Below are 23,376 nucleotides of genomic sequence, written 5' to 3'. Positions count from 1 at the left end.
GGGCCGGATCATGCCTGACCAGGATCCCGTGTTGTCCAACGACCAGGGCGTGACGAATGCGACCGGTCCAAGGGAGTGCCTCGGGCTCTGAGTCACGAATCGACCTGGAGCGAGCCCAACTCGACCAGGCGGGCGAATTCCGGATTGGAGTCTCGCAGTTCAGCCATGGTGCCGCGGGCCTTCAACGTGCCGGCCGAGAAGAAGAGGATCTCGTCGGCGTGCTGCACCGTCGAGAGTCGGTGAGCAATCACGATGACTGTGATCTCGCCGTGCAGCTCGCGAATCGTCGCGGTGATCTCGTGTTCCGTCTCATTGTCGAGCGCGCTGGTTGCCTCGTCGAGGATCAGGACCGATGGGTTCGCATAGAGAGCGCGGGCGATTCCTACACGTTGAATCTGACCACCCGAGAGACGCGAGCCAGACTCGCCGATCACAGTGTCGAGGCCGTCCGGCAGACTCGCCACGACGTTCTGGAGGCGAGCGCGACGGACGACATCACCCAGGTGATCCTGGTCGACAGAGTCAACTGGATCGCCGAAGGTAATTAGGTCGCGCAGGGTCGCCTCCCAGACGTACACCCGCTGGGACACCACCGCGACCTCGGCGAGCCAGGATCGCGGGTGGTCTGTGATGTCCACACCACCGACCGTCACCGAGCCTGAGGTGGGCTCAAAGAGCCCCGTGAGGATGTCTGCGAAGGTGGTCTTGCCAGCACCCGAGGACCCGACGAGGGCAATGGTGCTGCCGCGAGGAATGGTGACGTCCACGTCATGGAGGACGTCAACGGTTGAGTCCGGGAATCGGAAAATGAGGTCACGCACCACGATGTCGTCCTCAGCAGGAATCGCGACCATCTCCTCGCGGGCTCCGCGCCGGCTCTCAGTGTCGGCGTCGAGTGCAGCTACCTCCTTCACGACCAACCTGAGCGACACTCGTCCGTTCCGGACACTGTTGTAGGTGGCCACCAACCGATTCAGCGCGGGGATGATCCGCATGGCAGCAGCGGCAAAAACCGCCAGGTACCCGAAGGCAACACCCTCTGGGTGCATAGCGAAGAGCATCATGGCCACCAGGAAGATGCCGACGATCATCACGATCTCAAGCAGGTACTTCGGCAGCTCTCCAAGGATCGTCGCACTGCGGTTGAGCCCAGCGATCTCGGCACGGTTCTCCTCGAACCTTCGTGCAAAGAGTTCCTCCTTGCGGAAGATGCGGGTCTCGCGAAAGCCCTCGATCGCAGGGTTGATGAACGCCCATGACCTGGTGTTGAGATCGAGGCTGCGGAGCGCCACCCGGATGGCCCACGGCTTCAGCACCCGAGCGATGAGCAGGGCTGTTCCGCCGAAGATGACCACAGCGATGAGTGAAGGAAGTGGGGCCAGCACAATCAGGGTCGCGAAGAGCATCAGGATGGTGAGACCGTCCACGAGGATGCTGATGTAAGCCAACAGGACGGAGCCGAACGAAGCAGGAACGGCCGAACTAACCACCTGGAGGACTGTGGCCTTGGACCGACGTCGGTGAGACACGTAGGAACTGCCGACATATCGCCGCAACATCGCACTCTGCGCCGCAGATGATGCCTCCTGAGTCACTCCGATGCTCCACCAACGCAACACAATGGTCAGCACGTTCTTGACGACGAACGCGCCCCCCACGATGAGCGCGAGGATCAGGAGGAGGCTCTGTCGGTCGCTGGTGCCAACCACGGGCACGAGGTAGTCCTCCACCGAGGAAGGAAGCTCGCCGGAACTCGTGAGCATCTGTGTCAGTGGCAGCATCGTCGCCACTGCAACAATGTCCAGGACAGACACCAGCGCCGACGCTACCGCGACAAGCAGCACCCGATGCCGCATGCGCCATGGCACCAGCCTGAAGAGGACACGGAGCATCCGCACGTCTGTGCGCAGCTCGGACTCCCTGTGGGGAGCGTTCGAGGGCACGGCGACCTCACATCTCATGTCTGGTCAGAGTTGGTTACGACAACACTCAAAGTTTCGCACGCCCGGTGACGGACCTCAGCCGTTGTGGGGTAGCCGCCGGAGCACCCGGTGAGCCAAACGTCCGAGGCCGCCCCTTACTCCCTCGATCCTGCCGTAACGACCTGCCCAGTAGCGTGCCTGCTCGGTGGCCTCTGTTGCGATCGGAGACTGTTGCTGTCCGAGGAAGTACGCGACATCGTAGTCGTGCACAAGAAAGGCGCGCGCCAGCACGTCGATCTGGTCGGGGTTCCCGGCCAGCATAAGTTGCCGGGTGCGCGTTAGGGCAGCGGTGCCGCTGTGCTTGTCGACGTTCATCGATGTGCTCCGGATCCGGTAGCGCAGCACCGGCCCGGCAACCAAACGCGCAACGCCACCGCGGGCGAGCAGGAGTCGAACCCACCACTCCCAGTCCTCGAAGGCATCCCGAGCGCCATCATGGTAGCCCCCGAGCTGCAGCCAGTCAGAGCGTCGGAACATGCTGGCGGCAAGGATGGTGCAGCGTTCTGCCATTTCGACTCCGGTGGTCTCCTGGGGTGGCACGATGCGGTGAGCGCGATTGCCGAACTCCTGCCAGGTAGTGCATGCGATCGTGGTGTCTGGGTGCTCGTCAAGGTGCCTAACGAGTGCTTGGACGTGACCTGGGTCGATCCTGTCGTCGGAGTCGAGCGGAAAGATGTACCGTCCCGTCCCGGATCGGATACCCGTGTTGCGGGCGCTGGGCAAGCCGAAGTTTGCGGTGCGGACAACTGGGACACCCAACGAGTCGAGCGCAGTAACTGTGGCGGAGTCAGTGGAGCCGTCGTCTACGACGACCACCTCGACCCCGGGCCCTTGCGCCTCGGCGGAGGCCACTGCCTCACGCAGGTTTCCGGCGCTTTCGTTGTAGCAGGGGATGACTATGGTGACGTTCACCACGCCACCGTAGTCCCAGCAGCGCTCGTCCGGGTTGCATGGTAACGCCACCCGGGTCCCAGCGCACGTCGCTCGACGTAATCGTGCTTCGCCTTGTTTGGGTGGGGTTGCTGCCTCGCTTCATCTCAAGGCGCCACCACGACGGCACTGAGTGGAACTGTGAGTGTGAGACTGGCTGGTCGGGACTAGCCGGGACTAGCCGGTCCGATGTCGGGCTTGTCACGTCCGCGCTGGCGTTCGGCGATCTGCACGGCCGGCCGTCGCCCCGGACCCTGCGAACGAACGCCACCGACGACCCTACCCACGAGCGGCATGACTCGGGCTGGGCTAGACGAGCGGGAATCGCGGTCCCGTTGGATTCGAGAGATGCCAACGGCGCCGAATCCGGTGGCCCATCACGATGGCAAGCGACACATACTAGACTTCCGGAGTGCCCACCCTTGCTAAACTCCCGGTAATCCATTCCTTCTGGCACGGTCCAGCACTGACCCGAGTTGAGCAACTCTCTCTCAGTTCGTTCGTCGCGCAGGGCCACAAGGTCCACCTACACTGCTACGACGAGCCACACGGAGTCCCTCCAGACGTCACCGTCACCGACGCCAGTTCGACGATTCCCGAGGGCGAGATCTTCTATTACGGCGGCCGCAGTTCCTATGCAGGCCGTGGTTCGATCGCCGGGTTCGCGGACTGGTTCCGCTACGAAGTGCTCCACAAGCACGGCGGCATATGGGTAGACACCGATATGGTATGTCTTCAGCCCTTTCGATTTGACTCAGCGTCCGTTTTCGGCTGGGAGAGCCGCCTCAGGATCAACATTGCAGTCCTCGGGCTACCGGCCGGCGACCCTCTCGCGCGGTGGATGGCAGATTTATGTATCTCACCCAACCGGATCGTCCCGTACGACACCCTTGTGCGGGTTCGCGAGAAACTCAAACGCCGTCTGCTGGAAGGGAACAAGCGGGCGAATGTTCAATGGGGTGAACTTGGTCCGAGCGGCTTCACGCAGGCCGCAGAGCACCTCGGACGGACACGTGAGGCCTTGCCGGAGCACGTCTTCTATTCCATCCGCGATGTCGAATGGCGGAAATCATACGAACCGCTCACGGTCGAAATCGAGAAAGTGATCCACGGGGCCTACGGCATCCACCTGTGGAACGAATTATCGCGCCGAGATGCGGGCTTCAACAAGAACGGCCATCACCCGGGAAGCCTGTTCGAAGACCTCTGGGATCGCTACTGCATCTAATGCTGCCCAGACCAGAGGCGTGCGACACCTTTAGCCAGCTCTTCACAGATGAGAAAGTGCCTCTTCACAGATGAGGGTGTAGAGGTTGCTGGCGTGACCATGGCCTCGCTTTCGCGCGTTCCATCGGCCTCATCTTCAAGCGTTGCCGACACACACCTTCAGGTAGCCCTATGCGCGTGGCAACACGGTCGTCCATCTCGTGAGCACGCGACAACTCGTGAACATCGTTGGACACGAGAGGCAGCCCTGGGCGCGGACAGGGTGGTTCTGTAAGGTGCCAGGCATGGGACTCGGGGACCAGGCCAGAAACCTGGCGAAGCAGGGGAAGCACCAGGCGTTCGTGGTGACGAAACGGACGCAACGAGCGGCCAAAGCCGCGAAGTTCGCCGCTGCTACGGCAGCGGCAACCCCCTACTCAGCACTTCGTCCCTACAAGTTTGACCCATCCCGCTACCGGAGGTCATTCCTCGCCTGGGAGGCACCTGACCGACTCGAGCCGTCAGCAGCGCCACGCCGAGTGTTCGCCGCTTGGACGGGCGAGAACGACCTGACCTTCGCTAGGGCTACGAATCTTGCGCAGATGAGAGAGACACTCGGTGTCCCGGTCGAGTTGGTGACACCGGACAATCTCTCCGAGTGGGTGGTGGAAGGCCATCCGATCCACCACGCCTACGCGCACCTCTCCCTCGTGCATCGCTCTGACTACTTGCGGGCCTACCTTCTTCATCACTATGGCGGAGGTTGGTCGGACATCAAGGCGCCCCGAATGACGTGGGCTCCGTTCTTCTCCAGGATGGACTTCGACGAAGGTGCCTGGCTGATGTCCTACCGCGAACTCACCGCAGCATCGGTGGCACGGCTACCGGGTCGCCTCGGACTCGACCTGGCTATGCACCACCCGCGCCTGGTTGGGTGCGGCGCGATGATCTGTCGTCCGCACACACCGTTCACCGGGGAGTGGTTGCGCCAGGTCGATCGCCTGCTTGACTATGTCGGCCCTCAGGCGGCGGACCACCCGGGCGGCGTCCGCGGTGACGTGGTCGGCTATCCAGTGTCGTGGACAGACCTGCTGGGCAAGGTGTACCACCCGTTGCAACTCAAGTATCTCGAGCACGTGCGAGTCGAGAACGGAATGCTCCTGGACTTCACCGACTACCAGTAGGACGCGGCCTGGCCATCGGCAGCGTGGGATCACCTCGCACTTGACGCTGCCAGAGCAGCAGCGGATTGAAGAGGCTTTCTGTCATTTCTGATCGCACTCTTCTCGGTTGCCCTCTCGATTCCCTGGATGAGTTCTCGGACGATGCCTGAGTCCAAGAAAGAGTGGCCTGAATCAGCCTGTCTAGCGAATTGGCAATGTCTGGCTCAATCCTGCGAGGGGCCGCCTCAACCGCTGCATCGTGATCGATGAATTTGAAGTCGCCGCCCCTCAATGGCTGACAGGGAGCCCCAAGCTGCTGGAATGCCATAGGAGGCAGCAATGACCACGCCGTGAAGCGACGTAGACATAATCTCCTCGCAGCGACTGATCTGCGCAATGACAGCCTCTGGCCGCCTTGTGACGTCGTTGAAGGTCACTCCGCTGCCGAACCTAGCCCGCCAAGAGGTAATCGCTCGTGACGCGCATGCGTCTTGTGGGGCACGACCCCGAGCCGCCACCTCTTGGACCGTGGACGCATGACACGGCTCGCCAGGAGTCCCAGATCACCAAGAGAGAGACATCACCCGGCTGACAAAGGAGGTCTCGGGTGTGGGGCCCTCGAAGCGCGACGACGCGCGCTGAGTTGAGATCGTTGCGGTCTTCGTACCCGAATGAACCAGTTCCCCAGATCACCGTCATAGTCGGGCGGCAGTCCGTTGATGAGGGAGCCTACGCCGAACAAGCGTGCGAGGCTTGGACCGCGCAGGATCGGGGCTATGCCGTAGTGCGGGAGCAACATCGGCGTCAAACTTGTCCCCGAAGTTGGAATCGAGGTACCACCAGAAACTGAAGGGAGCGGGGCTCTGCGGGTACAGCGCTGGCTTGGTCGTATATCTTGCCAGTCGACTCACTCAACGTCGTCGCTCGTTTCACCATCTTTCCCCTCACACCGACCGCTCCTCTTCGTTAGCGCTCCGTTTCGCCCACCAACTGATGGCGAGACCAACCGCGAGTGCTGCGGCTGGCGTGAGCAGTGCCTCACCGATGTTCGTAGCGGTCACGAGCAGTCCGATGATGGAGGCTTGCAGCCAGCCCGTGTTCCCCGACTGGGTCGTGCGGGCAAGGAGAAGGAAGGCCGCGACAACCACCACCAGGATGAGACCGAGCAGGATCCAACCGCCCTCCACTCTCGCCGACAAGTAGCTGGAGTGGAAGAACAGGCGCACGCCGTCTGCCACCTCCACCGTGGCCGTCCCCGGGCCATGCCCGATCCACTGATGCGTCGCGACCAGTTCCTTCTCGGCCGCGAGGACGCGCTCACGCAGGGCGTCGCTGCCACCACGATCGTCGAAGGGGCCCCAGTACTTGATCCTGTCGGGTGCGTTCTCAAACACATACGCCGCCAGCCACGCGGCGAGCACGGCCCCGATGAGGTTCTGCTTGCGAAGGACGAGCACCCACGCGAAGGCAAGGAAAAGTGCGAAGATGCCGGTGCGCGACAGTGTGGCGAGAACCATCCCAGACAAGAACACCATGAGGACGAGTTGGACCCACGGACGTCGTGTCGCCCAAACCGTCGATGGCACTCCGAGGGCGAGGACCGTCATCGCGACACCGTTGGGATCCGAGATCCAGCCGGTGAGTCGCCAGTCATACGTGTTCGGGCTCAGCCCCGCGTAGAAGGTGACGACCGCCACGATGAGGCCGGTCAGAGCCCCTCGAGCCAGTGATGGCGCATGCGCCCGCCCCGTCCCGACGACGAAGATGAGTCCTGCCCATGCAGCGGCCGTCCCCAACCGGCTGAACGTCCATTGCTCGTTCTGCCAGGCAGACACCGCTAACCACAGCGGCACGGCGAGGGCGGCCGCCATGATCCAAGCCGGGACCAGGCGGTGCGTCGCAATCGGGTTGTTGAGGATTGTGACAAGAAAGACGAGCAGAGCGGCACCGGTGCTGATCGGATAACCCAGGACAGTGATTCCGTCCAGGGGTAGCGCCATGCCAGCGACGAACATACCGATGTAGGTCGACTGTGTCCGGAGATCTTCAGGGGCGAATGCCAGCGCGGCTGGCCTCCCACGGACGCTGATTGTGCGCGACAAACCGCTGCCTCAGTCGTCGGAGTAGGAGTGCCGCGAGCTGACGTGCTCAATCGGTGAGCGGGCGGCGTCGCGAACGCTCTCCCGCTGCTCGCGCGACTCAGCCGCCTCCCTGGCTCGTGGTGCCCGCTGGTTTGCCATTGCGGTGCGCTTGCGCCGACCGCGGTCCTGGCGCCGGCTGTGCTCCCTGCGTGTGGTCGGTTCGCCCTGACCCTGCTCACGGTTAGAGCCGTAGTAATAACCGTAGGACTTCGGTGTGGACTCGGCCTTAGTCACCACGAAGCCACCCACCTCGATGCTTGCGGTCTTCAGGACCCGGAGCGCCTCGGCGAGGTGCCGGCGACGGGTCTCGGTGGCGGCCACCACCATGACCACCCCTCCGGTCAACTGGCTGATGACCAGCGGGTCGGTCACCGGGAGCACGGGTGGCGAGTCGACGAGGATGAAGTCGAACTCTTCGGAGAGCTGCTCAAACAGTTCCTTCATCGCCCGAGAGCCCAGGAGCTCGCTGGGGTTGGGCGGAGCCTCACCGGCTGCCAGGACGTGCAGGCTCGTGCCGGCCCATTGCTGGATGACATCCTCTGGCTTGGCCGCGCCGACCAGAAGCGTGGTGAGGCCAACCGCACCTTCAATGCCGAGAGCGTTGGCAACGTTCGGGTGCCGCAAGTCGGCGTCAATCAACAGAACCTTCAACCCGGAGTCGGCGATGGCTAGGCCGAGGTTGACGGCTGTCGTCGTCTTGCCCTCGCCGGGAAGGGAAGAGGTGATCATGAACGAGTGCTTGCCCGCAGTCACGTCCACAAAGTGGATGTTGGTGCGAAGCTGCCGGGCTGCCTCGGCCTGGGGGCCGAACGGGTCGGCCTCCATGTAGAGGTCGTGCCCCGGGTCGTCGTTGTTGCTCGTGATGGGGATCATCGCGAGGAGCGGACGATCGGACAGCATGGCCAACTCGCGGCTGCCCCGGATGCGGTTGTCCAAGGTATGCCGCAGTAGTGCCAGCCCGATGCCCACGAGGAGGCCCCCAAGCACGCCGGTGATCAGATTGTTGCGCACGTCAGGGGTGATCGGCAGGGCACTCCGGGTCGCCGGAGCGACGACCTGGGCCTCGACCTCATTGCCACTCATCGCCAGGCTCGGTGCGTAGTTGCGGGCGACCCCTGCCAGCACCTGAGGTGCGGTCGTGGCGATCTCAGCGGCGCGCTCGGGGGAGTCGCTGCTGGCCCGGAAGTCGAGCAGCGACGTCTCGCCAGAGGCAGTGGCACCGATGCTCACCGGGACCGAACCCTCATATCCCAGTGCCTCGCGGGTCGCGTCAAGGATGACCGGAGAGGCAGCGACCTGGACCAGCGTCTCCTTCTCGGTCTGCGGCATGCTGTAGAGGTTGCCCCGGTCGTCTACGCCCGTGGCCAGCAAGTAGATCCGCGTGTAGGACTCATAGACTCTGGGCGTCTGGATGGTGATCACGGTCATGACCGCCAGCCCGAGGATCACCATCGCCGCAACGATGCGCCAGCGCTGGCGCATCGCATAGGCAAATTCTTGAAACGTCAAGGCACTCTCCCACCTGCGGGCTTATACCTCGGTATGGTAACGCGTCGTTCAGCAGTTCAGTGACCTTCGGCTTGACAGCTCAGGACTCCGGCCCCGCCTTGAGCAGACCCATGCGGACCAGTTCGCCGAGGAAGGCGGTGACATCGGCTCCGATGTGGCCTGCGGTCTCGCCGGTGATGACACAGACCTCCGCGATCACCTCGGTCTCCTCCCCGACATCGACGGCCGTGCACCAGATCAGGTAGCCCGTCGGGTCGAGCGTGTGGATCGGGCCCGCGGGCAGGATTGCGAGGTAGGCCGACGGCCAGGTGTCGGCCTCTCCGTCCATCTCGATGAGTCCGAGATGGTCCGGTCGCTGGTAGCGAGTCGTCAACGCGGCCCCCGTCGCAGCGGCCCGGGCAGCCGCTGACCGACGCTGGTGAGTCCGAGGTGGGTCCGGTGCCACCACTCCCGGCGGACCTCGGCCGGGGTGGGCTGGCGTCCCAGCCGCTCCGCGAGCGCGAACCGGTTGACGCGGGGAGCACGCGCCAGCAGGGCAAGCCGGGCACGTGCTGACGGTGCCGCCCGCCACCGGGCGAGCCACTCCTCGAGACGCTCGCCCTCGCCATACTCCTTCCACAGCGCCACCTCGCGGTGCCCGGCAACCGCATCCGCACGCCCCGTCGCGAGGGCCAGCCCCACCGTCGCCCCGAGCGACTCGGCGAGCTGATCCAGCCGGTCCCGCTCGTCCTGGTCGAGACGGTCCCAGTGGTTCGTGACGTCGACGTGACCGGGGCTGGTGCGGGCCGCGTGCAGCAGCAGGATGAGACGCTCCGACAGTCGATCGGGGACGGCGCAGTCCACCCCCCCGATCTCCACCCAGCGGCGGCCTCTCCACAGCTCCTCGAAGTTTTCCCGGGGGGCGTTGTGCAGGCCGGGGAAGTTCTGGTGCACGTCGAGCATGCCGAACTGCTGGTGGTGGAAAGATGCGGCGTGCTCGAAGCGGGAGCCCTCGTCGAAGTTGGCCCACCTGACCCAGCCGGCCTCGGCCAGACCCTCGACGAGAGCCGGCACGTGCTGCGGACGGACCAGCACGTCGGCGTCGGTGCCGGAGCGACGGCCAGGGTTGGTCTCTGGGTCGACCGACGGCCCCTTGATGTGGATCAGGTCGGCCCCACAGTCGCCCGCCACCGTCTGCACGCTGGCGTGGGCGAACCGCACGCGGACGTCGACGGGAACGGCGGCAGCCGCGGGATCCTGCATGTGCAGAACCCTAACCGGGGCCGTGTCAACATCCGCGCCGGTCAGCAGCCCCTCACCACCTGGGTCTTCACCCACGCGGCCGACTGATAGGCGAACTCCCGTGCCCAGCCGCCCAGGTCCCAGTCGTCATCCACCGTCCAGATCAGCACCTCGGCGTCCGTGCACCGCTCCATCAGCAGCCGGGTGCGCGCGGCGTGGGGCGTGCTGGTGATGACCGCCACCCGGGACCATCCTTGCGCCTCAGCTCGCTCACCCAGCAGACGGGCCTCGCCCGTGGTGCTGTAGGGCTCCGGGATCACGCACTCGATGCGGTATGCCGCCCGCTCCAGTCCGCAATAGTCGCGCGGGTAGGGCTGACCCGTCTCGGGATCGACCGACGTCGTCGACAGCAGCAGCGACGCCTCCGCCTCACCCATGAGGTCCATTGCGTGCGGCATCCGGGTCTCGGCCGGACCGATCACAAAGACCGCATCGACCGGCCCGACGTCGTCCACGTCGGGCGTGACGATGTGGTCCCAGCCCACGACGAGCCAGATGGTGAGGGCAGCGACGCTGAGCACTGCGGCACCCACGAGCCCGCGCTTGCGGCGGTGAGACGGCTGCCGCCCCACAGCCGTCGCGGTCGTCATGCCCGTGAGCCTAGGACCTGGCGCGGCAAGGGTGGCTCACGCGGGGATCACGACGATGTGGTGACGATCCTCCGGGGCGAGCCATGACCTGATGCCCGCGTCGAAGGTTGCGAGCACGCCCCCGTGCCGCGCCGCCAGGTTGACCAGATGCACGTCGGTGACCTGTCGGTGACCCATCAAGACCGTGGTGTCAACGATGGGATCGGCCAGCGAGGTCGCGTCCTCCAGGAAGGTCCACCGCGGATCACCCCGCATGCCCTGGAGGACCGCGCCCACGTCAGCGGCCAGCCGCTGTGAACCAGTGACGAGAGGGTTGAGCAGCAACCGGAATAGGCCGGCCTCGGTGAGGGAGGCAGTCGCCCACGTGCCGTCAAGGGCGCGCAGGTGTCGGTGCGCGGCGTGGTGGTGCTGGTGCGTCGTGAGCGCGACGGCGACGAGAGCGTTGACGTCGAACAGGGTGACCGGAGGCTCAGTCATCGCGCAGTTCGGCGATGAGCTCATCCGTCACGAGGACCCCCTCATCGCCGACCATGACGGGGAACGGACTGTAGTGAGCATCGACTCGCGCACCTGCCGACTGCATGAGCCCCCGACGCGCGAGTTCGGAGACCGCAGCGCCGACAGACGTCCCCCGACTGCGGGCCAGTGAGCGTGCTGCGGCCATGACCTGGTCGTCGATCTCGAGCGTGGTCCGCATCACAACATCATAGCATCACGATGCGTTGCCGCCTCAGCCACAAACCACGAAACGCCCCGGCATCCCGGAGGCGTCTCGCTTGGTCTGTCTCAACACAGAGCGCGCCCGAAGGGATTCGAACCCCTAACCTTCTGATCCGTAGTCAGATGCTCTATCCGTTGAGCTACGGGCGCACGGTTGCCGAACGGCAACGAGGGATGAGACTACCGGAGTCCTTGCCCACGCACGAAATCGGCGTGACCCACCTCACCCGCCTTGGCCTCCACTCCGACTGTGACGCCGACACACTGCCGCGTTAGGTTGGGAGCCAGGTCTGGCAGCGTAGCCAACGAGCACAGGAGCGAAGCAATGACGACGATCAGCACGCGCGGGAGCACCCGTCATACCGAGCTTGCGGACTGGGTCTCCCAGGTCGCTGCCCACACCACGCCCGACGAGGTCGTGTGGGTGACCGGCAGCGACGAGGAGAGCCGCGAGATCAACGCCCTGCTGGTTGAGGGCGGCACCTTCGTGCCGCTCGCCGAGGACAAGAAGCCCAACTCGTTCTACGCCGCCTCCGACCCCGAGGACGTCGCCCGGGTCGAGGGCCGCACCTACATCTGCTCGCAGGACGAGAAGGACTCCGGCCACACCAACAACTGGATGGACCCGGCCGAGATGAAGGGCATCCTCAACGACCTCTTCGCCGGCTCCATGGCTGGTCGCACGATGTATGTGATCCCCTTCGTCATGGGTCACCTTGACGCCGACGAGCCCATGTTTGGCGTCGAGATCACCGACAGTGCGTATGTCGTGGCCTCGATGCGCATCATGGCCCGCGTGGGCGACCCGGTGCTGGCCACGATGGAGGAGCTGCAGGCCGACTACGTCAAGGGGCTGCACTCGGTCGGCGCGCCCCTTCGCAATGCCAACGGAGACGACGTTAGTGATGTTGCATGGCCGTGCAACGAGACCAAATACATCGTCCACTTCCCCGAGGAGCGGGCCATCTGGTCCTACGGCTCCGGCTACGGCGGCAACGCCCTGCTCGGCAAGAAGTGCTATGCGCTGCGCATCGCCTCGGTCATGGCCCGCGACGGCGGGTGGATGGCCGAGCACATGCTGATCCTCAAGCTGACCAGCCCCGAGGGCGCCGTCCACTACATCGCCGCCGCGTTCCCGTCCGCCTGCGGCAAGACCAACATGGCGATGCTCGACACGACCCTGCCCGGATGGAAGGCCGAGACGGTCGGCGACGACATCGCCTGGATGCGCTTCGGTGAGGACGGCCGGTTGTATGCCGTCAACCCCGAGTTCGGTCTGTTCGGCGTCGCGCCGGGCACCGGCTACGGCACCAACCCCAACGCGATGCACACCATCGAGCGCGGCAACTCCATCTTCACCAACGTCGCCCGCACCGACGACGGCGACGTGTGGTGGGAGGCCATGACCGAGCAGACGCCTGAGCAGCTGACCGACTGGCACGGCAACGACTGGACCCCGGCAGACGGCGAGGACGGCACCAAGGCCGCCCACCCCAACAGCCGCTTCTGCACCCCGATCGAGCAGCTGCCCACGCTGGCGCCGGAATACTACGAGCCCAACGGCGTCCCGATCTCGGCCATCCTCTTCGGTGGACGGCGCAAGGACACGGTGCCGCTGGTCACCGAGGCCCGCGACTGGCAGCACGGCACCTTCATCGGCGCCACCCTCTCCTCTGAGACCACCGCGGCTGCCACCGGCCAGGTTGGCGTCGTGCGCCGCGACCCGATGGCGATGCTGCCGTTCATCGGCTACAACGCCGGCGACTACCTCGGCCACTGGCTCGACATCGGCAAACAGCACGACGAGTCCAAACTGCCCAAGGTCTATCTGGTCAACTGGTTCCGCAAGTCCGACGACGGCGCGTTCCTCTGGCCCGGCTTCGGCGAGAACACGCGTGTCCTGAAGTGGATCGTCGAACGCCTCGAGGGCAGTGCCGGCGCCGAGGAGACCCCGATCGGGCTCACCCCGCGCGCGGAGGACCTGGACACCAGCGACCTCGACCTGACTGCCGACGAGCTGGCCGCAGCCATCGCGGTCGACCCTGCCGAGTGGCGCGAGGAGCTGCCGCTGATCCAGGAGTGGTTCGACAAGTTCGGTGACTCCCTGCCGCAGCAGCTGGCCGACGAGCTCGACACGCTCACGCAACGACTGAGTTGATCGCGTGGACTCGGGGCCGTCCATCGCGATCGCGCACGACTACCTGACTCAGCGCGGCGGCGCCGAGCGGGTGGTCCTGGCGATGGCGCGCGCCTTCCCCGGGGCGCGCATCTACACCACGCTCTACCACCCAGAGGGCACCTATCCCGAGTTCGCCGACCTCGACATCGTGGTCACCCCGCTCAACAAGGTGCCGTTCCTGCGCCGACGCCATCGCCTGGCGCTGCCCCTGCTGGCCGGTGCGTCCTCCCGCGTGGAGATCGAGGAGGACGTCGTGGTCGTCTCCTCCAGCGGTTGGGCGCACGGCTTCCAGACCCGCGGCCCCAAGCTCGTCTACTGCCACTCCCCCGCCCGCTGGCTCTATCTGACGGACGAGTATGTCGGCACGGGGCCCCGCGCCCGCCTCAAGTCAGCGGCCGTCAAGGCCCTGCGTGCGCCGCTGGAACGGTGGGACCACCGGGCGGCCTCGCAGGCCGACCGCTACCTCGCCAACTCGACCGTGATCCGCCAGCGCATCGCCGACGTCTATGGCATCGACGCCGACGTCCTGCCACCCCCGCACGGCGTCTCTCCCGAGGGCGATCGCGACGAGATCCCCGGCATCGTGGACTGGGCTCCCGACGGCTACCACCTGGTCGTGTCGAGGTTGCTGCCCTACAAGAACGTCGACCAGGTCGTCGCCGCGTTTGCCCAGCTGCCCCAGGATCGCTTGCTCGTCGTCGGCGCTGGACCGCTGCGTGAGGAGCTGGCCGCGGTCGCCACCCCCAACGTGCGGTTCGTCCAGGACCTCAGTGACGCCCAGATGCGGTGGGCGTATGCCGGCGCAACAGCCCTGATCGCCCCCTCCCGGGAGGACTTCGGGTTGACCCCGTTGGAGGCCGGCGCCTTCGGCAAGCCGGTGCTGGCGCTGCGTGCCGGTGGCTACCTCGACACCGTGCGCGAGGGCCAGACCGGACTCTTCTTCGACGCGGCGGTGCCTGGCGACATACGGGCGGCTGTGGGTGCGGCGCGCGATCGGGGGTGGGACGCCGACCTGATCCGTGCGCACGTCCACACCTTTGCCGAGCCACGGTTCCGTGCCCTGCTGCGCGGGGCCGTGGCCGATCTGCTCCCTGCGGACCTGCAGGTGGCATTCAGGAATCGTTGGGACGATTCATCAACTCACAAGGAGGCACCCTGATGACAAACGCGGAGTCCCGGACCCCTGAGACCGGCGCTGAGCCGGCGCTGCTCGCGGAACAGCCGACCCCACCGGGCAGCGACCTCGCCGAGCTGGTCGATGACATGGAGGAGCGCGTGCTCCACGGCGAGGCCGGGGAAGCGCAGGAGGAGAAGGAAGACACCGACGCCTCCGACGAGGCCGGTGAGCCCGAGGACGTCGATCCCAGCGGCGGGAAGCCGGTGTGAGCCGAGCCGGTGACAACGGCACCAGCGCAGCGCCACCTGGACACGAGAAAGACCCCCGGTTGCCCGAGGGTCCTGCTCATCTGCTGGGGCGCGTCGAGTGTGACGCGCTGCGGCGGAGGCGGAGGGATTTGAACCCTCGATGGGGTTGTAGCCCCAAACCCGCTTAGCAGGCGGGCGCCATAGACCAGACTAGGCGACGCCTCCAGTCCCCGGGAGAAACCTGCCGCGGAACGGCTGTCAGGTTACCTGCGGCGGGGCGGCTTCGCCAAACTATGACCCACCAGCACGACCCGTCGGGGGGGCGGGCACGTCTGGTGATCCGCAGTCCAGCGCCACCACATCTTGGCGATGTCACTGCGTCTGCTACACAATGGCCACATCCTGTGGAAGGGACGCATGAGCAACGACAACCAGGGGGACGGCGCGGCCCGACGCCGTCGCCGGCCCGGTCCTCAACCGAGTCGGCGCGAGCCTGCCCGCAACCAGTGGGACGACTCGGAGGACGACGGTCGCTCGGCGACGGTCCACCCGACGCGCGCGGAGCGCCTGGCCGCCCAGACCAACAAGGGCGTGGGTCGGGCCTATGGGCTGACCGCCCTCGGCACCGTGCTCCCGGGCGCCGGGCTGGTGCTGACCCGGCGTCGGCTCATCGGCGTGCCGTTGCTGATCCTGGCGCTCGGCTCTGGCCTGGCAGCGCTCTACTACCCTTTCCGCAACGGGGCCTTCCGGTCCGCGCTGGACCTGGCGGCCCGACCGGACCTGCTCAGGACGCTGGGGATCGTCATGATCGTCGGCGGCGTGATCTGGATCGCCTCCATCGTGCTGACCGCGCTCACCGCGCGACCGCGGCGGATGTCGCCTGGGCAGCGGGGCGGCCTCACTCTCTTCACCGGCCTGATGTGCCTGGTCATCGCCGCACCGACAGCGGTGGGGCTGCGCTATATCGACGCGCACACCGACGCCGTCGACGACATCTTCACCGGCGCTGCCGACCGCCGCGACAGTCCGAGCAGCCCCTCGGTGGGCCCCGACCTGGAGCACCCGGACCCCTGGGCGAACGTGCCGCGGGTCAATGTGCTGCTGCTGGGCTCGGACGCCGGCGACAACCGGGACGGGGTGCGCACCGACTCGATGATGATCGCCAGCATCGACACGGTCACTGGCGACATGGTGCTGTTCGGCATCCCCCGGAATCTGCAGAACGTCCCGATCCCCACCAACAGCCCGCTCTACAAGGCCTACGGCCCGGCCTATGACTGTGGCAGCGAGTGCCTGATGAACGGCATCTGGACCGCGGCGGTCGACCTGCACGAAGAGAACCCCGGCTGGTTCGCCGGTGACCCCAACCCGGGCCAGACCGCCACGCGTCAGGTGCTCTCGACCATCATCGGTCAGCCGATCCACTACACCGTCATCATCGACCTCGCGGGCTTCGAGGCGCTGGTCGACGCGATGGGTGGGGTCGACATCGACGTGCAGGAGCGGCTGCCGATCGGCGGCAAGACCTGGACCGACGCCGAGGGACACTCGCACCTGATCGAGGGCACCGAGAGCGGCTGGTTCGAGCTCGGCCCGCAGCACCTCGATGGTTACGAGGCGCTGTGGTACTCCCGCTCTCGCGTGACCACCGACGACTTCTCGCGAATGCGCCGTCAGCGTTGCGTCGTGGCGGCCCTGGTCGACCAGGTCAACCCGCTCACGCTGCTCCAGCGCTATCCGGCGATCGTGGCCGTGGCCGGCGACAACCTGACGGCCGACATCGACCCGTCCGAGCTGCCGGCATGGGCCGAGCTGACCGAGCGGGTGCAGGGCGGCACGATGAAGAGCCTGCCGTTCACGTCCAAGAACACCAACACCGCTGACCCGGACTTCACCGCGATCCGCCGTGAGGTCTGGCTGGCCCTGCGTCCGCAGCCCGAGCCGACGCTCGAGGCCGGTGGCGAGGAGACGCCGACCACCGCCGCTCCCTCCGCCGAGACACCCACGACCGAAGCGCCGGGCGTGAGCACTGACGCCCCCGAGACCACGACCGAGGAGACCGACGAGCTCGCCGAGATCGGCGCCGTCTGCTGATCCCGCCCTCACTGCGTGGGATTCGTTCCACCAGAGGGACCTGATCCCACGCAATGGACCTCAACCCCCGGCGGCGCGTGCCCTTTGCGTGGGATTCGTTCCACCAGGGGGACCAGATCCCACGCAATGGACCTAGAGCGCCGTCTTGCGGGATCTGAGCAGCCGCCTACTGGGAACCATTGTGGGCTCGGGCGGCATACGCCACGTCGGCCTTGGCGACGAGACGGGTCACACCCACGCAGAGCGTGATCACGCCGCCGGCCCACAAGAGTCCGCCGAGGAGGGCGAGCACCGGTGCTCCCGGCTCGTCTGCAACCATGCCGGTCGCGTACTCGAAAGCGGCCGTGGTGTAAATGTCGAACCCGATATATAGCAGGAGGGTTCCGAACAGCGAAAGCGCAAGGCCCCAGGCAATCGGACCCGTCGCCGGAAGGTTGGCGCTGCTCCTGATCCACTGAGGGAGTCCGGACGTGACCGATGCCGCGCTCCTGGGCGGCGATTCTGCCGCAGAGATGTGGGGGCTGGAGACTCTCGGTGCGGGGGCTGAGGCTTGCCGTCCAGAGGGGCCGAGGCAACGGTTGCCCATGATGTTGGTATGTGGCGGGAAGAGACCGTTGTTCAGCGTGACGCTCGAGTGACAGTGGGGGCACTCGGCTCGGGTCGGCGAACCGTCGGGTTGTGAGGTCATGGCCAGAGTATGACGGGACATGACAAGGCCCCCGCGTCCAACCGGATGCGGGGGCCTTGTTTCAGGCGTTGGCGCTGAGGTTCAGCGGCCGGACAGTCTCAGACTGCGCGGACGGCCTCGGCCTGCGGGCCCTTGGGGCTCTGGGTGACCTCGAACTCGACCCGCTGGGCCTCTTCGAGGGACTTGTAGCCGTTGGTCTCAATGGCGGAGTAGTGGACGAACACGTCCGGGCCACCGCCATCCTGAGCGATGAAGCCGAAGCCCTTTTCGGCGTTGAACCACTTCACAGTTCCCTGTGCCATGCGACATTCTCTCTCTACTGATCGAACAACCCCCACACCTCGTGGGGGCCGGTCCAGGTGAAACCCCCCACTACCGGGACCATGCCCGACCTGCTGACCATCCGTCGTGCCCATGGGCTTGACTCATGTTCGTCCTGCGAGGAACTGCAACTGCAACAGGGTCAACGTTAGCAGCATCCAGGCCGAAATGCTGCTCCCTGAGCCGCGACGTGAGGCGCGCGACCGCAGGCGTCTGTGCAGGTCGGCACACCCTCGACCGACCCGGGCTGAGTCCGCTGCCAACTTCTGGGAAGATGGGACGCGGTCCGGTCCCAGCCGGGCTCTGGAGGGTTCGCATAGCGGCCGAGTGCAGGCGCCTTGAAAGCGCCCGACGGAAACGTCCGTGGGTTCAAATCCCACACCCTCCGCCACAACTGCTGAGGGATAGCCTGACGTCATGGCCGCCGTGACCAACCCCTTGGAACAGCTCACTGAGCGCGAGCTTCGTGCGCAGCGCACCAGCGCCAAGTGGCGCGCCTTCCCGTCGGACGTCCTCCCGCTCTGGGTCGCCGAGCAGGACTCGGTCCTGGCCGAGCCCATCGTCCGCGCCGTCTCCGACGCCGTCGCGCGCAGCGACTGCGGCTATGTCGCCACCGGGCGGGACTATGCCGAGGCGCTCGCGTCGTTCGCCGTCGACCGGTGGGGCTGGCACCTCGATGTGGAGCACACCGCGATCCTCCCGGACGTGATGATCGGCGTCACCGAGCTGCTCCGCCTGCTGACCGAGCCGGGCGACAACGTGGTCATCAACTCCCCGGTCTATCCCCCGTTCTACTCCTTCGTGCGCAGCATGGACCGCACGATCGTCGAGTCCCCGCTGACCGCCGAGCACCGCATCGACCTCGACCACCTGTCCCGCGCCTTTGCCGCAGCCACCAGTGGGGGCAAGCGCGCGGCATACCTCCTGTGCAGTCCGCACAACCCGACCGGCACCCTGCATACGGCAGCCGAGCTCGAGGCCGTGGCCGCGCTGGCCGAGGAGTATGCCGTCAGGGTCGTGGTCGACGAGATCCACGCACCACTGGTCTATCCCGGGCAGGCGTTCGTGCCCTATCTCAGTGTCCGCGGTGGAGAGCGGGCGCTCACCCTGATGTCGGCCTCGAAGGGGTGGAACCTCGCGGGCCTGAAGAGCGCCCTGGCGATCGCCGGCCCGGAGGCGGCCGCCGACCTGGCCCGGCTGCCCGAGGAGGTCGGTCACGGCGCCAGTCACATCGCGGGGATCGCGCACGTCGCCGCCTATCGCGACGGCGGCATGTGGCTCGATGCCCTGATCGCGGGCCTCGACAGCAACCGGCGGCTGCTGGCGGACCTGCTGGCCGAGCACCTGCCCACCGTCGGCTACCGGGTGCCGGACGCGACCTATCTCGCGTGGCTGGACTGTCGCGCTCTGGGGGTGGACGACCCGCAGATGACTCCGGGGCTGGTCACGATGAGCGTCGGGCCGGCAGCGATGTTCGCCGAGCGGGCCAGGGTCGGCCTCAGCGCCGGCACCGCCTTCGGCAGCGGCGGCAACGGCCACGTGCGACTCAACTTTGCGACGTCCCAGGCGATCCTGACCGAGGCGCTCGAGCGGATGGAGCGAGCAGTCACGCCGACCTGACGCCCTGCCGCTCAGATGGTGCGCCACAGCCGATCTCTGTAGTGTCGCTGGTGAAAGCGTGACCACTGGAAGGAGCTCATCATGCGCAAGTTGTTGTTCATCGTCGGGGCTGGGATCGGTTATATCCTCGGGGCCAAGGCGGGCCGCGAGCGCTACGACCAGCTCAGCAAGCAGGCTGAGAAGGTCTGGAGCAACCCCAAGGTCCAGTCGACCGTGGAGGACGTCAAGGCCCAGGCCCCCAAGGCCGCCGCGACCGTCGCCGGGTCCGCCAAGGACATCGCCGGTCAGGCCAAGGCCAAGGTCACCGGCCACGAGCAGACGGATCTGTCCGGCAACTACGAGAACGAGGCCGGCAGCTGGGACTCCGAGACCGGCACGGCCTCGATCGACGAGGACGAGCTCGGCCCGGGAGCTGACAAGCTCCCCTGAGCTCGCTGACGACGGAGGGCGCGCAGGCGCGGGACGACCCGCTCTGCGCGCCCTCTGCTGTCGTGGTTCGGCGCGCGACGGAGCATGGAATAACGTGCCCTTGGGCACCGTATAACTCTGTGTAGCCCTGTCCGGCCCCGCGCGCCGGACGCCACTCGACGAAAGGCGAACCCCGTGCCCGTGAAGGACGACATCACCCAGGCCATCGGCAACACCCCGCTGGTCCGACTGAACAGGCTCACCGAGGGGCTCGGGGCGACCGTCCTGGTCAAGCTCGAGTCCGGCAACCCCGCCAACTCGGTCAAGGACCGCATCGGCGCCGCCATCATCGACGCGGCCGTCGAGTCCGGCGAGCTCAAGCCGGGCGGCACGATCGTCGAGGGCACCTCTGGCAACACCGGCATCGCGCTGGCCATGGTCGGCGCGGCCCGCGGCTACAAGGTGGTCCTGGCCATGCCGGACACGATGAGCAAGGAGCGTCGGGCCCTCCTGCGCGCCTATGGCGCCGAGCTGGTGCTGACCCCCGGCGCCGAGGGCATGAAGGGCGCCGTCGCCAAGGCCGAGGAGATCGCCGAGGAGCGGGGCGCCGTGCGGGCCCGCCAGTTTGCCAACCCGGCCAACACCCAGGTCCACTACGAGACCACCGGGCCGGAGATCTGGGCCGACGCCGAGGGTGTCGTCGACATCTTCGTCGCCGGGGTCGGCACGGGTGGCACCATCACCGGCGCGGGCCGCTATCTGCGCGAGCAGAGGCCGGACATCGGCATCGTGGCGGTCGAGCCCGCCGACAGCCCGATCCTCAACGGCGGGCAGCCGGGACCCCACAAGCTCCAGGGCCTGGGCGCCAACTTCGTCCCGGAGATCCTGGACACCGAGATCTACGACGAGGTCCTGGACGCAACCCTGGAGGACTCGATCCGCGTCTCCCGCGCGCTCGCGACCGAGGAGGGGATTCTCTCTGGGATCTCCTCCGGCTCCAACGTGTGGGCCGCCCTGGAGCTGGCGAAGCGCCCCGAGAACGACGGCAAGACGATCGTCGTGATCATCCCGTCATACGGCGAGCGCTACCTGTCAACGGTCCTCTTTGAGGGACTGACTGACTGATGCCCCTGCGCGACCTGCTGGGTCGCGTCGACGCTGTCCGGGCCCGGATGATCGAGGACGTCGACGCGGCGATCGACCGCGATCCGGCCACGGACAGCCGACTCGAGATGGCGCTGGCCTCCCCCGGCCTGCACGCCGTCTGGGCCCACCGGGTCTCGCACGCGCTGTGGACCCGCGGCAGCCGGCTGTCGGCGCGGTTGCTCTCGCAGGCCTCTCGCGCGGCGACCGGCATCGAGATCCACCCCGGCGCGCAGATCGGGCGCCGGCTCTTCATCGACCACGGCATGGGCGTCGTGATCGGCGAGACCGCCGAGATCGGTGACGACGTGATGATGTATCACGCCGTCACCCTCGGCGGTCGCACCAACGCCCGGGTCAAGCGGCACCCGACGATCGAGGACGGTGCGGTGCTCGGCGCGGGAGCGCGGGTGCTCGGACCGATCACGATCGGCGCCGAGGCCCAGGTCGGAGCCAACGCGGTCGTGGTCAAGGACGTGCCCGACGGAGCGACGGCGGTCGGGGTCCCGGCCAGCACCCGTGCGGGCGTCAAGCCGGACCCGACCGACGCGATGTTCGCCGACCCCGCGCTCTGGATCTGACACCTCAGGATCTGACTCCCTCAGGGACTGTCTCCCTCAGGGACTGTCTCGTCCGGGGCGCGTTCTGCGCCATCTCCCATTACGGTGCAGGAGTGACCGGCACAGACGGACATCCTGCAGTCGTGGCTGCTACCTCATTTTAGGAGGCAGCCCACATGCAGCTGTCAAAGATCCTCAGCAACCTCCGCAGCGGCCTGTGGTTCATCCCACTGGTGTATGCCGTCGGGGGCCTGATCCTGAACGCCATCACCACCACGCTGGACAGCAGGACAAACTTCCAGCTGGTCCCGATCGACGTCATCGGTGGCCCGGACGCGGCGCTGGGGATCCTCGGTGCGGTGGCGGCCTCCATGATCAGCCTGGTGGCAACCGTCCTGTCGATCACCATGGTCGTCGTGCAGCTGGCGATGGGACAGTTCTCCCCCCGCATCGTGCAGACCTTCCTGCAGGATCGCCCCAGTCAGCACGCGATCGGCCTGTTCGTGGCGACCTTCGTGCAGGCGATGCTCACGATGCGGCAGGTGCAGGTGAGCGAGGAGTCCCCGGTTGTCCCGGGGATCTCGATCGCCGTCACGTTCCTCCTCGTGATCGTCAACATCGTGGTGCTCGTCGTCTATATCCACCACATCGGCCGCCAGCTCCGGGTGTCCTCGCTGATCGAGCTCGTCGGCGGGGACACGCGGAGCCTGATGGACAAGGTCTACCCGGGCCGGCTCGAGGACGACCAGGCCCTGGACCCGCACCTGGTCACCGCACGCACGTCTGGCGTGCTGAGCCTGATCGGGCGCGAGGAGCTGGTCGCGGTCGCCACCGAGGCGGACTGCCGCATCGACATCATCCCGGCCATCGGCCAGTTCGTCCCCGCCGACGGCAAGCTCGCGCGTCTCACTGGGAGCACGATCCACGACGTCGACGTCGACCTCGACCGTCTCCGCGGCGCCCTGGTCCTCTCCCTGGAGCGCAGCCAGGAGGAGGACGTGGCCTACGGCCTGCGGATGCTGGTGGACATGGGGCTGAAAGCCATGGCCGACAGCCCCAACGCCGACCCGACCACGGTCGTGCAGGTCCTGGACCGGGTGCAGGACGTGCTGCGACAGCTCTCCCGCCGCGAGCTGCGAGCGGACATCACGTGTGACGAGAACGGGCAGGAGCGGGTCGTCATCCCCTCCATGGACTGGCAGGCCTACGTCCGCCTCAGCTTCGAGGAGCTGCGGCTCTTCGGCGCCGGATCTCCCCAGGTCGCGCGCCGCATGAGGGCCGCGCTGGAGGACCTGCTGGACTACGCGCCTCGCGATCGCCACGGGCCTCTCCTGGAGCAGCTGTCCCAGCTCGACGACAGCGTGGCTGAGGCCTACCCGCACGAGCGGGACGTCACGCTGGCGCGTCGTGCCGACGCCCAGGGACTCGGCGTGGCGGCCGGTGCCGCCAGCGCCGACAACGCCACCGAATAGGATC

23 protein-coding genes and 3 tRNA genes are annotated in these 23,376 nt (G+C 66.6%); 12 read left to right on the top strand and 14 right to left on the bottom strand.

Features of this window, described 5'->3' with window-relative positions; translation table 11 throughout:
- Nucleotides 1-92 precede the first annotated feature (92 nt).
- Together NF557_RS01270 and NF557_RS01265 are read right to left on the bottom strand one after the other, a co-directional pair.
- Entirely contained in the window at nucleotides 93-1,814 is a 1,722-nt protein-coding gene (locus NF557_RS01270; RefSeq protein WP_252621294.1) for an ABC transporter ATP-binding protein, read from the bottom strand.
- 204 nt (nucleotides 1,815-2,018) lie between these two features.
- Nucleotides 2,019-2,894, bottom strand: coding sequence for a glycosyltransferase family 2 protein (locus tag NF557_RS01265; RefSeq protein WP_252621293.1), 876 nt, complete (start codon nucleotides 2,892-2,894; stop codon nucleotides 2,019-2,021).
- 430 nt (nucleotides 2,895-3,324) lie between these two features.
- Here NF557_RS01265 and NF557_RS01260 point away from each other — a divergent pair, with 430 nt between their 5' ends.
- Nucleotides 3,325-4,140, top strand: coding sequence for a glycosyltransferase (locus NF557_RS01260; protein ID WP_252621292.1), 816 nt, complete (start codon nucleotides 3,325-3,327; stop codon nucleotides 4,138-4,140).
- A gap of 283 nt (nucleotides 4,141-4,423) precedes the next feature.
- Nucleotides 4,424-5,302: a glycosyltransferase family 32 protein gene (locus NF557_RS01255; protein WP_252621291.1), complete on the top strand. Its 879-nt coding sequence runs from the start codon at nucleotides 4,424-4,426 to the stop codon at nucleotides 5,300-5,302.
- Between the two features lie 224 nt (nucleotides 5,303-5,526).
- Here NF557_RS01255 and NF557_RS17750 read toward each other — a convergent pair whose 3' ends face one another.
- From NF557_RS17750 to NF557_RS01215, 9 genes are all read right to left on the bottom strand, one after another.
- Entirely contained in the window at nucleotides 5,527-5,799 is a 273-nt protein-coding gene (locus NF557_RS17750; protein ID WP_370584428.1) for a polysaccharide pyruvyl transferase family protein, read from the bottom strand.
- Nucleotides 5,800-6,225: 426 nt separating this feature from the next.
- A complete protein-coding gene (locus tag NF557_RS01250; protein ID WP_252621290.1) occupies nucleotides 6,226-7,296 on the bottom strand; it encodes an O-antigen ligase family protein in 1,071 nt (356 codons plus the stop codon).
- 96 nt (nucleotides 7,297-7,392) lie between these two features.
- Nucleotides 7,393-8,931, bottom strand: coding sequence for a tyrosine-protein kinase domain-containing protein (locus NF557_RS01245; RefSeq protein ID WP_252621289.1), 1,539 nt, complete (start codon nucleotides 8,929-8,931; stop codon nucleotides 7,393-7,395).
- Nucleotides 8,932-9,010: 79 nt separating this feature from the next.
- Nucleotides 9,011-9,304 (bottom strand): PqqD family protein, encoded by a 294-nt coding sequence (locus NF557_RS01240; protein WP_252621288.1) that lies wholly within the window; start codon nucleotides 9,302-9,304, stop codon nucleotides 9,011-9,013.
- The gene (locus tag NF557_RS01235) at nucleotides 9,301-10,173 is read right to left on the bottom strand and encodes a nucleotidyltransferase family protein (protein WP_252621287.1); all 873 of its coding nucleotides are present in this window, start codon (nucleotides 10,171-10,173) and stop codon (nucleotides 9,301-9,303) included. Before NF557_RS01235 ends, NF557_RS01240 begins: the two co-directional genes overlap by 4 nt.
- A gap of 41 nt (nucleotides 10,174-10,214) precedes the next feature.
- A complete protein-coding gene (locus NF557_RS01230) occupies nucleotides 10,215-10,802 on the bottom strand; it encodes a hypothetical protein (protein ID WP_252621286.1) in 588 nt (195 codons plus the stop codon).
- A 36-nt stretch (nucleotides 10,803-10,838) separates the two neighbouring features.
- The gene (locus tag NF557_RS01225) at nucleotides 10,839-11,279 is read right to left on the bottom strand and encodes a TA system VapC family ribonuclease toxin (RefSeq protein ID WP_252621285.1); all 441 of its coding nucleotides are present in this window, start codon (nucleotides 11,277-11,279) and stop codon (nucleotides 10,839-10,841) included.
- Nucleotides 11,272-11,499 carry a type II toxin-antitoxin system VapB family antitoxin gene (locus NF557_RS01220; RefSeq protein WP_252621284.1) on the bottom strand — a complete coding sequence of 76 codons (228 nt, stop codon included), beginning with the start codon at nucleotides 11,497-11,499 and terminating at the stop codon, nucleotides 11,272-11,274. Before NF557_RS01220 ends, NF557_RS01225 begins: the two co-directional genes overlap by 8 nt.
- A 100-nt stretch (nucleotides 11,500-11,599) precedes the next feature.
- A tRNA-Arg gene (locus NF557_RS01215) sits at nucleotides 11,600-11,672 on the bottom strand.
- Between the two features lie 175 nt (nucleotides 11,673-11,847).
- Here NF557_RS01215 and NF557_RS01210 point away from each other — a divergent pair.
- The 3 genes from NF557_RS01210 to NF557_RS01200 are packed head-to-tail and all read left to right on the top strand — an operon-like array spanning nucleotide 11,848 to nucleotide 15,087.
- Nucleotides 11,848-13,680, top strand: a complete 1,833-nt coding sequence (locus tag NF557_RS01210) for a phosphoenolpyruvate carboxykinase (GTP) (RefSeq protein ID WP_252621283.1) — start codon at nucleotides 11,848-11,850, stop codon at nucleotides 13,678-13,680.
- A 4-nt stretch (nucleotides 13,681-13,684) separates the two neighbouring features.
- Complete coding sequence (locus NF557_RS01205) at nucleotides 13,685-14,860, top strand: glycosyltransferase (RefSeq protein ID WP_252621282.1); 1,176 nt, start codon at nucleotides 13,685-13,687, stop codon at nucleotides 14,858-14,860.
- Entirely contained in the window at nucleotides 14,860-15,087 is a 228-nt protein-coding gene (locus tag NF557_RS01200; RefSeq protein ID WP_252621281.1) for a hypothetical protein, read from the top strand. The genes NF557_RS01205 and NF557_RS01200 overlap by 1 nt, the downstream gene beginning before the upstream one ends.
- A gap of 113 nt (nucleotides 15,088-15,200) precedes the next feature.
- Here the strand turns inward: NF557_RS01200 and NF557_RS01195 are convergent.
- Nucleotides 15,201-15,291, bottom strand: a tRNA-Ser gene (locus NF557_RS01195).
- 192 nt (nucleotides 15,292-15,483) lie between these two features.
- Between NF557_RS01195 and NF557_RS01190 the strand changes: the two genes are divergently transcribed.
- A complete protein-coding gene (locus NF557_RS01190; protein WP_252621280.1) occupies nucleotides 15,484-17,160 on the top strand; it encodes an LCP family protein in 1,677 nt (558 codons plus the stop codon).
- A 166-nt stretch (nucleotides 17,161-17,326) separates the two neighbouring features.
- On the opposite strand, the gene NF557_RS01185 is transcribed toward NF557_RS01190, so the two are convergent.
- Nucleotides 17,327-17,479: a hypothetical protein gene (locus NF557_RS01185; RefSeq protein ID WP_252621279.1), complete on the bottom strand. Its 153-nt coding sequence runs from the start codon at nucleotides 17,477-17,479 to the stop codon at nucleotides 17,327-17,329.
- 467 nt (nucleotides 17,480-17,946) lie between these two features.
- Nucleotides 17,947-18,150, bottom strand: a complete 204-nt coding sequence (locus tag NF557_RS01180; protein ID WP_252621278.1) for a cold-shock protein — start codon at nucleotides 18,148-18,150, stop codon at nucleotides 17,947-17,949.
- 324 nt (nucleotides 18,151-18,474) lie between these two features.
- Between NF557_RS01180 and NF557_RS01175 the strand changes: the two genes are divergently transcribed.
- From NF557_RS01175 to NF557_RS01150, 6 genes are all read left to right on the top strand, one after another.
- Nucleotides 18,475-18,560, top strand: a tRNA-Ser gene (locus tag NF557_RS01175).
- A gap of 26 nt (nucleotides 18,561-18,586) precedes the next feature.
- Nucleotides 18,587-19,789, top strand: a complete 1,203-nt coding sequence (locus NF557_RS01170; RefSeq protein ID WP_252621277.1) for a MalY/PatB family protein — start codon at nucleotides 18,587-18,589, stop codon at nucleotides 19,787-19,789.
- 81 nt (nucleotides 19,790-19,870) lie between these two features.
- Entirely contained in the window at nucleotides 19,871-20,218 is a 348-nt protein-coding gene (locus NF557_RS01165) for a YtxH domain-containing protein (RefSeq protein ID WP_252621276.1), read from the top strand.
- A 174-nt stretch (nucleotides 20,219-20,392) separates the two neighbouring features.
- On the top strand, nucleotides 20,393-21,322 hold the full coding sequence (gene cysK / locus NF557_RS01160) for a cysteine synthase A (RefSeq protein WP_252621275.1): 930 nt from the start codon (nucleotides 20,393-20,395) through the stop codon (nucleotides 21,320-21,322).
- A complete protein-coding gene (gene epsC, locus NF557_RS01155; protein WP_252621274.1) occupies nucleotides 21,322-21,921 on the top strand; it encodes a serine O-acetyltransferase EpsC in 600 nt (199 codons plus the stop codon). Before cysK ends, epsC begins: the two co-directional genes overlap by 1 nt.
- Before the next feature lie 155 nt (nucleotides 21,922-22,076).
- Complete coding sequence (locus tag NF557_RS01150) at nucleotides 22,077-23,372, top strand: DUF2254 domain-containing protein (protein ID WP_252621273.1); 1,296 nt, start codon at nucleotides 22,077-22,079, stop codon at nucleotides 23,370-23,372.
- Nucleotides 23,373-23,376: the final 4 nt, after the last annotated feature.

It is taken from the genome of Ornithinimicrobium cryptoxanthini (assembly GCF_023923205.1).
Classification (GTDB): domain Bacteria; phylum Actinomycetota; class Actinomycetes; order Actinomycetales; family Dermatophilaceae; genus Ornithinicoccus; species Ornithinicoccus cryptoxanthini.
Note: the sequence above shows the minus strand (reverse complement) of the source record. Positions and strands in the feature narration are given on the sequence as shown.

What these genes read in the sequence shown, in the direction of transcription:
- NF557_RS01255 (WP_252621291.1), top strand. Translation starts at nt 4,424, where the DNA reads ATGGGACTCGGGGACCAGGCCAGAAACCTGGCGAAGCAGGGGAAGCAC.
- NF557_RS01250 (WP_252621290.1), bottom strand. Translation starts at nt 7,296, where the DNA reads ATGTTCGTCGCTGGCATGGCGCTACCCCTGGACGGAATCACTGTCCTG.
- NF557_RS01235 (WP_252621287.1), bottom strand. Translation starts at nt 10,173, where the DNA reads ATGCAGGATCCCGCGGCTGCCGCCGTTCCCGTCGACGTCCGCGTGCGG.
- NF557_RS01230 (WP_252621286.1), bottom strand. Translation starts at nt 10,802, where the DNA reads ATGACGACCGCGACGGCTGTGGGGCGGCAGCCGTCTCACCGCCGCAAG.
- NF557_RS01225 (WP_252621285.1), bottom strand. Translation starts at nt 11,279, where the DNA reads ATGACTGAGCCTCCGGTCACCCTGTTCGACGTCAACGCTCTCGTCGCC.
- NF557_RS01220 (WP_252621284.1), bottom strand. Translation starts at nt 11,499, where the DNA reads ATGCGGACCACGCTCGAGATCGACGACCAGGTCATGGCCGCAGCACGC.
- NF557_RS01210 (WP_252621283.1), top strand. Translation starts at nt 11,848, where the DNA reads ATGACGACGATCAGCACGCGCGGGAGCACCCGTCATACCGAGCTTGCG.
- NF557_RS01200 (WP_252621281.1), top strand. Translation starts at nt 14,860, where the DNA reads ATGACAAACGCGGAGTCCCGGACCCCTGAGACCGGCGCTGAGCCGGCG.
- NF557_RS01190 (WP_252621280.1), top strand. Translation starts at nt 15,484, where the DNA reads ATGAGCAACGACAACCAGGGGGACGGCGCGGCCCGACGCCGTCGCCGG.
- NF557_RS01185 (WP_252621279.1), bottom strand. Translation starts at nt 17,479, where the DNA reads ATGGTTGCAGACGAGCCGGGAGCACCGGTGCTCGCCCTCCTCGGCGGA.
- NF557_RS01180 (WP_252621278.1), bottom strand. Translation starts at nt 18,150, where the DNA reads ATGGCACAGGGAACTGTGAAGTGGTTCAACGCCGAAAAGGGCTTCGGC.
- NF557_RS01170 (WP_252621277.1), top strand. Translation starts at nt 18,587, where the DNA reads ATGGCCGCCGTGACCAACCCCTTGGAACAGCTCACTGAGCGCGAGCTT.
- NF557_RS01165 (WP_252621276.1), top strand. Translation starts at nt 19,871, where the DNA reads ATGCGCAAGTTGTTGTTCATCGTCGGGGCTGGGATCGGTTATATCCTC.
- epsC (WP_252621274.1), top strand. Translation starts at nt 21,322, where the DNA reads ATGCCCCTGCGCGACCTGCTGGGTCGCGTCGACGCTGTCCGGGCCCGG.
- NF557_RS01150 (WP_252621273.1), top strand. Translation starts at nt 22,077, where the DNA reads ATGCAGCTGTCAAAGATCCTCAGCAACCTCCGCAGCGGCCTGTGGTTC.